At 65.3% G+C, this 11,607-nt stretch carries 9 protein-coding genes; 3 read left to right on the plus strand and 6 right to left on the minus strand.

Annotation, left to right across the window (positions count from 1 at the left end; all coding sequences use genetic code 11):
* Positions 1-3: 3 nt before the first annotated feature.
* The 4 genes from ACPEE1_RS21655 to ACPEE1_RS21670 all read right to left on the minus strand — a co-directional run bounded on the left by ACPEE1_RS21655 (position 4) and on the right by ACPEE1_RS21670 (position 4,277).
* A complete protein-coding gene (locus tag ACPEE1_RS21655) occupies positions 4-1,290 on the minus strand; it encodes a hypothetical protein (RefSeq protein ID WP_423934853.1) in 1,287 nt (428 codons plus the stop codon).
* Between the two features lie 183 nt (positions 1,291-1,473).
* A complete protein-coding gene (locus ACPEE1_RS21660; RefSeq protein ID WP_423934854.1) occupies positions 1,474-2,988 on the minus strand; it encodes a rhomboid family intramembrane serine protease in 1,515 nt (504 codons plus the stop codon).
* A gap of 48 nt (positions 2,989-3,036) precedes the next feature.
* Entirely contained in the window at positions 3,037-3,516 is a 480-nt protein-coding gene (locus ACPEE1_RS21665; protein WP_182344692.1) for a YbaK/prolyl-tRNA synthetase associated domain-containing protein, read from the minus strand.
* Positions 3,513-4,277, minus strand: coding sequence for a transporter substrate-binding domain-containing protein (locus ACPEE1_RS21670; RefSeq protein ID WP_423934855.1), 765 nt, complete (start codon positions 4,275-4,277; stop codon positions 3,513-3,515). Before ACPEE1_RS21670 ends, ACPEE1_RS21665 begins: the two co-directional genes overlap by 4 nt.
* 329 nt (positions 4,278-4,606) lie before the next feature.
* Here ACPEE1_RS21670 and ACPEE1_RS21675 point away from each other — a divergent pair, with 329 nt between their 5' ends.
* Both ACPEE1_RS21675 and ACPEE1_RS21680 read left to right on the plus strand, forming a co-directional pair.
* Positions 4,607-5,167 (plus strand): TetR/AcrR family transcriptional regulator, encoded by a 561-nt coding sequence (locus ACPEE1_RS21675; protein ID WP_116926099.1) that lies wholly within the window; start codon positions 4,607-4,609, stop codon positions 5,165-5,167.
* Positions 5,168-5,206: 39 nt separating this feature from the next.
* Positions 5,207-5,677, plus strand: coding sequence for a DUF417 family protein (locus ACPEE1_RS21680; RefSeq protein WP_423934856.1), 471 nt, complete (start codon positions 5,207-5,209; stop codon positions 5,675-5,677).
* A 442-nt stretch (positions 5,678-6,119) separates the two neighbouring features.
* On the opposite strand, the gene ssb is transcribed toward ACPEE1_RS21680, so the two are convergent.
* Both ssb and ACPEE1_RS21690 read right to left on the minus strand, forming a co-directional pair.
* Positions 6,120-6,710, minus strand: coding sequence for a single-stranded DNA-binding protein (ssb, locus tag ACPEE1_RS21685; RefSeq protein ID WP_182344686.1), 591 nt, complete (start codon positions 6,708-6,710; stop codon positions 6,120-6,122).
* 190 nt (positions 6,711-6,900) lie between these two features.
* Complete coding sequence (locus tag ACPEE1_RS21690; protein ID WP_423936486.1) at positions 6,901-8,100, minus strand: MFS transporter; 1,200 nt, start codon at positions 8,098-8,100, stop codon at positions 6,901-6,903.
* Between the two features lie 315 nt (positions 8,101-8,415).
* Here ACPEE1_RS21690 and uvrA point away from each other — a divergent pair, with 315 nt between their 5' ends.
* Positions 8,416-11,574, plus strand: a complete 3,159-nt coding sequence (gene uvrA, locus ACPEE1_RS21695) for an excinuclease ABC subunit UvrA (RefSeq protein ID WP_423934857.1) — start codon at positions 8,416-8,418, stop codon at positions 11,572-11,574.
* Positions 11,575-11,607: the final 33 nt, after the last annotated feature.

Here is an 11,607-nt window from a genome sequence, read left to right on the forward strand (position 1 = left end):
TAGTCAAGCAGGTGCGCCAGGCGCCTGCGCTGCCCCCGGCAACTCATCGCGCAAGATCCAGGCCGCCTCCTGCGTGCAGGCATGCGCGGGGTAGCGGATCTTCATGCGCATGAACACGCGCACCGCCTGGTCCGGCTTGTTGGCGCCTTGCTTGAGCACGCGCACCGTCAGCTCCAGCGCCTGGGGCACCAGATCGCTGCCGGCATAGGCTTTCTCAAAACCATGGAGCAGGGCCAGCGTATGGGGCAGCTGCATGCGCTTCCAGGCCGTCTGCGCCAGCGCCAGCGTGTGGCGGGCCTCCTTCAGCCGAAAGCCCTTGTCGCGCTTGTAGCAACTACCCCAGACCTCCAGCGCATCGCTGCTGCGCTGCTTTTGCAGCAGCAGTGCGATATAGCTTTGCGCATGGCGCGCCAGCTCACCCGCCTTGTCGCTGAGCTTGAGCACGCGGTGGTAGCGGCGCTGGTCGGCCAGGCTATCGGGCTCGCTGCGCTGCCACTCGCGCGCTTCGGCCAGGGCGGCGTTCATGTCGCCGTTCTGCACCAGCTGGGCCACCTGGGCATCGCGGCGCTGGGCCAGCGCGGTCTGCGGGTCCAGCACCGGCGCACCGGCTTCGGCCTGCGGCGCCTTGTCCGGCGTGATGCCCAGCGCCGCATGGTTCTGGTACATCACATAGCCGATCATCGCGGCGATCACGCCGTTGAAATAGATCACGACAAAGGCCAGCAAAGGCGCGAGCAGCGCCTGGGGCATCACCGTGACCAGGAGCGCAAAGGCCATCGGCACGCCCTGCATCAGCAAAAACAGAAACAGGCACAGCAGGCCATAGGGCAGACCGATGGCACCCGTGGTGCCCAGCAGCATGAAGGGGTTGATGGCAGCGCGCAGGCTGCCGCTGGTGATCAGCACCATCAAGGTGGCGGGGATCAGAAAGGACGAGAGCAGATCGCCCAGCGCCGCCAGTCCCGGGCTGACCCGGGCGAGCATGCCGATCAGAAAGCCATGCACCAGCAGCACGCCAAAGAACTTCCAGGGCAGCACCTTGAGGTCGGCATCGCAAGGGTAGTCATCGTAGTCATTGCTGTCGAGCACGCCGTGCGAGGCATAGGCCGCTATCTTGAACGCATGCCGGCTGATCGCCAGCAGCAGGCCCACCGCAACGACCAGACCGATCAATAGGCCCCACATCAGCATATAGGCGCACAGCGACAGCACCAGCGCATACAGCAGCGGCTTGCGCTGCAGCGGAAACAGGAAAAAGCTGTTGAGCTTGCGCCAGAAAGGCTCGATCACCCATTGGGCTCTGTCAACGTCGTCTTGCTGTGGTGAACGCAGTGGGCCCATGGCCAGCCTTTCTGTCTGCCGCCCTCACTGGCGCAGCTTGGCAGCGATCATAAGGCATGGCTTCACGAAAACTTTACATGGAGCTGACGCGCCAGGGTGTTGGCCACTGCCGCCCAGGCACTCGACCCGCGTTCAGGTGCTGGCCTGGCTCAGCCAGCGCGTGACCGGCTCTTGCGGTGCGGCGCGCTGCAGCGCCGGCAGCCAGCGCCGGGCCTCGTCCAGCCGGCCGGCCTTGGCCAGACCATTGGCCACCAGCGCCAAGGTGGCAGGCCAGTGCGGGTGGTCGGCAGCGCTTTCCAGCTGCTGGCAGATTTTTTGGGCGTCGTCCCATGCACCCAGCCGCACAAAGCTGCGCGCCAGTGCGTGCAGGCTGTTGTCGCTGATGCGCGGGGCGGGCCGGGCGCGGTCCATATAGGTTTGCCAGCTGTGGTGCTGCAGTTGGCGCAGCGCTTCTGTGTTGGCCGGCAGCTTGAAGATGGCGCGAGCGGCGCGGTGAAAATCCTCGCTCGCCGGCGCATGGCGGGCACTCTCGAACCAGGCGCGCAAGATGGCGGCATCGGTCGGTGCCAGCTTGGCGGCCTGGCGCCAAGCGGGTGCGGCCAGCTCAAAGGCCAGCGCATCGGTGTGCTTTTGCGCGCGCTGCACGGCGGCGGCCAGCGCGGCGCTCTGGGCCTGGGCCTGCTGCTTGTCACGGGCGGCCACCTCCACCACCGACTCCTTGCGCCGCAGCTGCAGGTACAGGGCCATCAGCAGGCCGCCGGCCAGCAAGCCGCCAAAGTGCGCCATATAGGCCACGCCCTGCTGCCCTAAAAAGTGCTGTGCCAGTTCAAAACCCATCCACACCGGCAGCACTACCAGCGCAGGCCAGGTGGCGTAGTTGAAGTAGAAGGCCAGCATGTAGAAAAAGCGGATGCGCCGCATGCGGTAGAGCACCACATACATGGCCATCAGCCCGGCAATCGCGCCCGACGCGCCCAGCCCATAGCTGCCCGAGCCCGCATAGAACAGGCCCGCAAACAGCGAGGCGCTGACACCGGCGACGAGATAAAAGCACAGGTAGAGCCCGGCGCCCAGCGCCATCTCCAGCGTGAACCCGAAGAGAAACAGGAACACCATATTGCCCAGCAGGTGGCCGGTGCTGCCGTGCAAGAAGGTGGAGGTCAGCGCCTGCAGCGGCTGCAGCCCGGCGCCGGCCTCATAGCTCATCGCCCAGCGCGACGTAAAAGGCTTGGGCTCCAGCGGCGCAAAGCGGGCGCGGGCGGCCTGCCAGTCGGCATACAGCGGATCGGCCGCCGTGATCACCTCACCGGCCAGCAGCTGGCGGCGAAAACGCCCCTCCTGCTGCATCAGCATATAGATTTGGCCGTAGTCCTGGTTTTTTTGCAGGCCCTGCACCATGCGCACCATCTGGGGCTGGATGCGGCTGTCCGGCTTGCGGCTTTGTGCGTCGAGGTACTTCACAAAGGCCGGCACCTCAATCGCCGGTAGTGCCGTATGCGCATAGGTTTTGGATGCGCGCTCTGCCGCCCGCTCCTCACCCCCTTGCCAGACCCAGAACACCAGGCAGTTGATCGCGATCAGCAGCACCGTCATCCACGGCGGTGACTGCCAGGAGGGCTTGTTTTCCAGAGGGATGGCGATAAACATGGCGACTATTGTGCAGTCGCCATGCCTGCGCGGTGTTGGATTTTTGCCTTAGCCAGCAGGGGCGCAGATGCGGTGCAGCGCCGGCTGTGCAATACGCACATAGTCCTGCGCGTTGAGCACCATCGAGCGGTCCAGCCGCCCGGCATTGAAGGCGATCTCGGCATGGCGCTCCACCAGGTCCGGATCCACCACCAAGGCCACCTGCGGGCCAGGGCTGAAGGGTGGAATGGCGCCAATCACGCAACCGGTCCGCTCCGTCGCCTCCTCCGCGCTGGCCATCGTCATCTTGGGCAGGCCGAGCGCGGTAGCCAGCAGGCGAAAGTCCAGCTTCTGATCACCCGGCAGCACGGCCAGCACCCAGTGCCCGGCATTGCGGGTCTTGCACAGCATGGCCTTGGCACCCTGGCCCGGCGTCGTGCCCCGGATGCGCGCCACCTCGTCGGATTTACCCTCGGCCGGGTGCTCCAGCACCCGAAAGCGGGCACCCTCGCCGTCCAGCAGCTGCTGCAGATGGTCAAACACGCTCATGGCTGCACTCCGGGCGCGACCACCGCGCCTGGCACCTGGTGCTGCGCCAGCGCCTGGGCGACAAAACCGCTGGCCTTGGCGTCTTCCACAAAGGCGGCCAGCCACTGGATAGCAGCATCGCCCCGGCTCTTGGGCAGGCCCATGGCCTGCTGGATCAGCATGAAATGCCCGGGCAGCAGCCGCAGACCGGCATGGCTGGCCACCGCCGCCTCCAGCTGCACCTTGACGCCTGCGGCCACGTCGCCGCTAGGCTGCAAAAAGACATCGACCACCGCCGGCGAGGTGGGCGCCCGCAGGATGCGGGCGTGTTTCAGCGCACGCGTGAGGTAGAGGTCATAAGCGCTGCCCTGGCCGACCACGACCTCGTGCGCGGCGACATCCACCTGCGTGTTGTCGCTCAGCGCCGAATCGCTGCGCACCATGTAGGCGCCTTCGATCAGCACATAGGGGGCGGAAAAACCGATGCCCGCGCCCCGCACCGGGTCCACGGCGAAAAAGCCGACATCGGCCTGGCCCTGGGTGACAGCATCGACCGAATGGGCGGCCGCCTCAAACAGCTGCAGGTCCAGCGGCAGACCCAGTTGGGCCGCCATGCGCGCTGCCAGATCGACGGAGACGCCTGCGGCCGAGCCATCGGCCCTTTTGTGCGCCAGCACCGGGTTGCCGACATTGATGGCGGCACGCAGGCGGCCGCTGGGCGCGATGAGGGATGCGATCTTGGTGCTATCCAAGGTATTGGCGGTATCGGTGCTCGGAGTCATGGCCGCATTCATGCAAGGTGGTACAAAGGGCATGCCGTCAGCTGCGCCCTTATCCAGGGCGGCACGGCCGCCATCACAGGTCTGCCGGGCCGGCATTGCGCGCGGCGCGTTCTGCGCCCATGCCGCATTCTCTACCGGCGGCAAAGCCGCAGTGGGCACTGGCCTTTTGCGCCAAAACGGCTGGCCCCGCCGATCCTGCAGCGCACCCGGCACGCATGCCGCGGGTCATGCCGGCTGCTGGATTTACGCTTTGAATCATATGGCAACTTGGCAACCTACCTTCTAGTAGGTATAGTCAAAAACCATCACTCAATACAGAATCATTGACGATGTCTACCCGCGAAAAAATCATCCTTCTCAGCAACCACTTGATCCAGCAGCGTGGCTTCCAGGGCTTCAGCTATGCCGATCTGGAGGCGGGTATTGGCATTCGCAAAGCCAGTATTCACCATCATTTCCCTAGCAAAACAGACCTGGGCATTGCCTACTGTGACTACAAGCGGGCCGATTTCAAAGCCCTGGAGGCAGCGCTGCAAAAGCTGCCCGCCGGTGTGCCGCAACTCCAGGCCTATCTGAATGCCTTTGCAGATTGCGCGGCGCAGGGGCAAATGTGCGGTGTCTACGCAATGCTGTCGGACAGCCACCTGTTTTCGCCCGCACTGCAAACGGCGGTCTACCAGCTGGCACAGACCGAGCAACAGCTGCTGCAAGACATTCTGGTCGCGGGCCAGCACCAGGCAGCCCTGCATTTTGCACAGCCCCCGGCAGAGCTGGCCATGGTGGTGAGCTCTGCGATCAAGGGCGCGCTACTGCTCAACCGCATCCCGCCCCATGGGGCCTATGACCGTGCCGCCAAAGCCATTGTCGACTGGCTGAGCACCGCCCCATGACATCCGCATCCCAGCCATTTTTTTAACCAGGAGACCCCCATGAAAAATACCATCCATCGCTTTATTCACTCCGATACCGATATCGCTGTGCTGCGCGTCTCGGTGATCTTTATTTTTGCGCTGTTCGGCACCTTCAAATGGTTTGATTTTGAGGTCGCCGAGTTGGAGCCCCTGATCTCGAGCACCTGGCTCAGCTTTCTCTACACGCTCTTCGGCGTGCACGGGGGCAGCTACTTTCTGGGTGTAGTGGAGACCTTGGCGTTTCTGGCACTGATGGTCGGCTTCAAAAAACCCGCTTTGGGTGTCGTGGGCGCCCTGATCGTCATCGTCACCGGCATCACCACCTTGAGCCTGCTGCCCCAGCTGTCCACGCTGGACGGTTTCATCGTCAAGGACGTGCTGCTGATTGGCGCCGGCGTTGTGCTGCTCAAGTTCGATCTGCGGCGCCAGCTGAACACGCCAGAAGCGAGCGCAAACGGCAGCGCTGCACCGATGGCGACGGTCCGCTGAGAACCTGTTCAATGTCTCCTCGCGCCGCGACAGTGTCTTTGCGGGATGGGACGCGAGGGGGGCGCCCAGCCGCGCAACACCGCAGCAATAGCCCATCTATTGCGAGGATTTGCAACAACGCAGACCGCCCCTGCCCGGGCGGCCCTAGCCGGGCGCCCCTTCCCGGGCAGCGCAAAGCCACTGTCCCGAAGGGTTGGAGTGAAATCGGGCGATTTCTGCGCGCTGGCCCTTGCTTGCACCCCGGTGCAAGCTGCGCTCCATCCCTTCGAACTCATCCCGATTGCACTCCAACGCGGCTGCGTAGAGACTTTGAACAGGTTCTAGGAACCGGTTCAAAGGCGGTGCGCCGCCAGCCGTGCCAGCCTTGCGCGGCCATTAAAAAAAGCCCCTGGCTCTCGGGAGCCAGGGGCTTTCGCAATACAAAAAATGCGTTGATGGCGAATTAGAACGGAATATCGTCGTCCATATCGTCAAAGCCCGAAGCGGCGCGTGGGGCTGGCGCAGGCATAGGTGCCGGTGCTGGACGGGGAGGCGGCGCCTGGCGGGGCGCAGCGGCCGGAGCCATGGCCGGTGCCGGTGCACGGCGCTGGTAGTTGCCAGCGGGGGCGCCGCCGCCACCGCCCTGGTCGCCGTAGCCGCTGTCGCCATAGCCGTAGTCATCGCCACCGCCTTGGCCGCCTGGGCTGCCCTGGCCTTGGCGGCTGCCCAGCATCTGCATCGAGTCAGCGCGGATTTCCGTCGCATAGCGCTCCTGGCCGGTGGCTTGGTCGGTCCACTTGCGGGTGCGCAGGCTGCCTTCCACATAGACTTGGCTGCCCTTGCGCAGGTACTGGCCGACGATTTCAGCCAGACGGCCATTGAACACCACACGGTGCCACTCGGTGGCTTCCTTGTTCTCACCGCTGTTCTTGTCGCGCCAGCGGTCGGTGGTGGCGATAGTGACGTTGGCCACCTGGTCGCCTGAGGGGAAGGTGCGGATTTCAGGGTCGCGGCCGAGGTTGCCGACGATGATGACTTTGTTGACGGATGCCATGGTAGAGGTAGTTCCTTTGAAAAATGGGCGCCTACTATGCGTTGGCAGTGTTGCAGGCATTGCAGCCTTCAAAGCGCCCATCACTGAGATTCAGGGGCGTATCCTACCCCAAAGCGGCCGGTCCTTCTCTGCGGGTGGCCGCAGATCCTGCAACAGGGCCTGCCAGGCCTGCCCCATTCCCAGCCAGTGCTTACTTTTGTGCAGCGCCAGCACCAGCCACGGCGCGGCCCAGCGGCTGCAGCGGCCAGGTCAGCACCAGCCACAGCAGCGCCAGCGCGCTGGTGGCGATGAACAGATCCGTCACGCTGCCCCAGCGGGTCATCGCCCCACCCAGCGCACCGCCGGCAAACAGGCCCAGTGATTGCAAGGTGTTGTAACTGCCCAGCGCCGCGCCGCGCAGCGATGCCGGCGCCATGCGCGAGACCAGGCTGGGCTGCGTGGCCTCCAGCGCATTGAAGCCGCAGAAAAACACGAACAGCAGCACGCCCATCAGCCACAGCGCAGGCGCATGGCCCGAGGTCGCCACCAGGCCCAGGGCCATCTGCACCAGGGCCACCAGCGCGATCGAGCCCAGCAAGGCGCCGCGCAGGTAACCGCGCCGCTCCAGCGCAAACAGCCCGCCCATCAGCACAAAGGACAGCAGCACGGCCGGCAGGTAGACCTGCCAGTGCTCGGCCTTGGGCAGGCCTGCGGCCACCAGCATCGCGGGCACGGCTACCCACATCGACATCTGCACCGTGTGCAGCACAAACACACCGGCGTTGAGGCGCACCAGGTCGGCATGGCGGAACACCTCGCGCAGTCCGCCGCGTGCGCCGCCCCGGTGCTCCAGCGGCTCAGGCGGCACGACCCACAGCACCACCGCAATACCGCCCAGCGCCAGGCCGCAGGTCATCAAAAACAGGCCGCTCAGGCCGATGTGCACCACCAGCAGCGGGCTGAGCACCAGCGCCAGCGCAAACATCAGGCCGATGCTGGCGCCCACCAGGGCCATGGCCTTGGTGCGCACTTCGTCGCGGGTCTGGTCGGCCAAGAGCGCCGTGACGGCGGCGGACACCGCGCCTGCGCCTTGCAGCGCCCGACCCAGCAGCAGGGTATGCAGGTTGCCCGCCATGCCGGCGATCAGGCTGCCGGCGGCAAACACCAAGAGGCCCAGCACAATGACCTTTTTGCGCCCGAAGCGGTCCGACGCCATGCCCAGCGGCAGCTGGCAGACGGCCTGTGTCAGGCCATAGACGCCCATGGCCAGCCCGACCAGCGCCGGGTCATCACCGCCGGGGTATTTGTGGGCTTCCAGCGCAAACACCGGCAGCACCAGAAACAGGCCCAGCATGCGCAATGCAAAGATCAGCGCCAGGCTGAAACTGGCGCGCCGCTCGGCCGGCAGCATGGCCGTGGAAGAAGAAACAGAAGTGAGAGACAAGGGCGATACGCAGGCAAACAAGGGACGGATGGCGACGATCGCCAGCGGCAAGTGTAGAGCGCAGCCGCAAGCCCTGCTGGCAGACGGAATCTCTGCGCCCAGCAGCGCATCAGAAACCATAGCTAGGCGCAAAGCTGCCGCAAGCCCTCACCTCGGTTTTGGCGCCAGACAGCGGGCCACGCCCCTGGGTTTATCCGCAACGCATGTGCAGCGATACCCGGCAGATTGCACAACAAACGGGCAGGCTGGCTATCATGAGGGGTTTTGGATCTTGAAGCCCACATGCCACCACGCACCCCCACCGACCCTTCCGCTGCCATCGACTTGCACCATGAACTCGGCCTGTCCGAGGCGCAGCAGGACGACAGCCGCTACCTGGGCGCGCGGCTGGCACACAGTCGCATCGCCATCCGTGGCGCGCGCACGCACAACCTCAAGAACATCGATCTGGACATTCCGCGCCACCAGCTGGTGGTGATCACCGGCTTGTCGGGCTCGGGCAAATCCAGCCTGGCCTTTGACACCTTGTATGCCGAAGGCCAGCGCCGCTATGTCGAGAGCCTCTCGGCCTATGCGCGCCAGTTTCTGGGCCGGCTGGACAAACCCGATGTCGACCTGATCGAGGGCCTGTCACCGGCCATCTCGATCGAGCAGAAGGCGACCAGCCACAACCCGCGCTCGACCGTGGGCACGGTCACCGAAATCCATGACTACCTGCGCCTGTTGTATGCCCGCGCAGGCACGCCGTTCTGCCCCGACCACAACCTGCCACTGGCGGCCCAGACCGTCAGCCAGATGGTCGACGCCGTGCTGGCCCTGCCCGAGGACACCAAGCTGATGATCCTGGCGCCGGTGGCGCGCGGCAAGAAGGGCGAGTTCGTCGAGCTGTTTGCGCAGATGCAGGCGCTGGGCTATGTGCGCTTTCGGGTCGATGGCCAGATGTACGAGCACGAGACCCTGCCCGCGCTGGCCAAGAACGAGAAGCACGATGTCGATGTGGTCATCGACCGGGTCAAGGTACGCGCCGGGCTGCAGCAGCGCCTGGCCGAAAGCATTGAGGCGGCACTGCGCGTGGGCGGCAACGAAGGCAATGGCCGCGTACTGGCGCTGGAGATGGACACCGGCGAAGAGCATCTGTTCAGCAGCAAGTTCTCCTGCCCGGTCTGCAGCTATGCGCTGGCCGAGCTGGAGCCGCGCCTGTTCTCCTTCAACTCGCCCCAGGGCGCCTGCCCATCCTGCGATGGCCTGGGCCTGCACGAGGTGTTCGACGTCGAGCGCGTGGTGGCTTTCCCCACGCTCAGCCTGGCCAGCGGCGCCATCAAGGGCTGGGACCGGCGCAATGGCTACTACTTTGCGATGCTCGAGAGCCTGGGCCGCCACTACAAGTTCGATATTGAGCAGCCTTATGAGAGCCTGCCCGAGGCGGTGCGCCAGGTGGTGCTGTATGGCTCGGGCGACGAAGAGATCGCCTTCAAGTACGAGCTGGCCAGCGGCGAGAACGCCGGCAAGATGGTCACCAAGAAGCACCCCTTCGAAGGCATCCTGCCGAACATGACGCGGCGCTACCGCGAGACCGATTCGAGCATCGTGCGCGATGAGCTGGCCCGCTACCAAAGCGTGCAGCCCTGCCCCGACTGCCACGGCGCGCGCCTGCGCCGCGAGGCGCGCTTTGTGCGCGTGGGCGATGGTGACCAGGCCCGTGCGATCCAGGACATCAGCCAGGTCACCCTGAGCGAGGCCCACGCCTGGTTCAGCACCGTGCAGCTGACGGGCGCCAAGGCCGATATTGCCGCGCGGGTGATCCAGGAAATCAGCACGCGGCTGCAGTTCCTCAACGATGTGGGCCTGACCTACCTGAGCCTGGCGCGCAGCGCCGAGACGCTCTCGGGCGGTGAGGCGCAGCGCATTCGCCTGGCCTCGCAGATCGGCTCGGGCCTGACGGGCGTGATGTATGTGCTCGACGAGCCCTCGATCGGGCTGCACCAGCGCGACAACGACCGCCTGATCGCCACCTTGCAGCACCTGCGTGACATCGGCAACAGCGTGATCGTCGTCGAGCATGACGAGGACATGATGCGCGCGGCCGACCAGATCATCGACATGGGCCCGGGCGCCGGTGTGCACGGCGGCCAGATCATGGCCCAGGGCCGCTACGCCGACATCTGCGCCCACCCGCAGTCGCTCACCGGCCAGTACCTGAGCGGCCAGAAATCGATTGCCGTGCCCGCGCGCCGCACGCCCTGGCTGCCGGTGCTGGCCAGCACCGTGGGCGCGCCGGTGGGCAAGGCCGCCGCGGACAAGAGCGGCTCGCAGTTCCCTACCGTGCGCACCTCGCTGGAGAAAAAGCCCAGCGGCAAAGCCAGCAGTACCAGCAGCACCAGCAGTACCAAGGGCCGCAGCGTGCAGGAAGCGGCCGCCTCCGCCGCAGTGGACCCGCATGCGGTGCAAAGCCTGCGTCTCATCGGCGCCAGCGGCCACAACCTGCGCGATGTGACGGTGGATTTCCCGGTCGGCCTGTTCACCTGCGTTACCGGCGTCTCGGGCTCGGGCAAATCGACCCTGGTCAACGACACCTTGTATGCGGCCGCGGCCCACAAGATCAACCGCGCCCAGGGCGATGTCGCGCCCTACCAGGAGATCGAAGGCCTGGACTATTTCGACAAGGTCATCAATGTGGACCAAAGCCCGATTGGCCGCACGCCGCGCAGCAACCCGGCCACCTACACCGGCCTGTTCACGCCCATTCGCGAGCTGATGGCCGAGACCAACACCGCCAAGGAGCGCGGCTATGGCCCGGGCCGTTTCAGCTTCAATGTGGCCGGCGGCCGCTGCGAAGCCTGCCAGGGCGATGGCATGGTCAAGGTGGAGATGCATTTTCTGCCCGACGTCTATGTACCCTGCGACATCTGCCAGGGCCAGCGCTACAACCGCGAAACCCTGCAGGTGCAGTGGAAGGGCCGCAATATTGCGCAGATCCTGGAGATGACGGTGGAAGACGCGCACGACTTCTTCCGCGATGTGCCCACCATTGCCCGCAAGCTGCAAACGCTGCTGGATGTGGGCCTGAGCTATATCCGCCTGGGCCAGAGCGCCACCACCCTATCGGGCGGCGAGGCCCAGCGGGTCAAGCTTGCGCAGGAGCTCTCCAAGCGCGACACGGGCCGCACGCTCTACATCCTCGATGAGCCGACCACTGGCCTGCACTTTGCCGATATCGACCTGCTGCTCAAGGTGCTGCACCAGCTGCGCGATGCGGGCAACACGATTGTCGTCATCGAGCACAACCTGGACGTCATCAAGACGGCCGACTGGGTCATCGACATGGGCCCCGAAGGCGGCGCCGGCGGCGGGCAGCTGGTGGCCCAGGGCACGCCCGAGCAGGTCGCGGCCAACCCGGCCAGCCATACCGGGCGCTACTTGGCGCCTTACCTCAAGCGCTGAGGCAGCTTGCCGCGCGTCAACGAACCAGTCCAT

This window comes from Comamonas sp. 23, assembly GCF_049601575.1.
Taxonomy (GTDB): Bacteria; Pseudomonadota; Gammaproteobacteria; order Burkholderiales; family Burkholderiaceae_C; genus Comamonas; species Comamonas squillarum.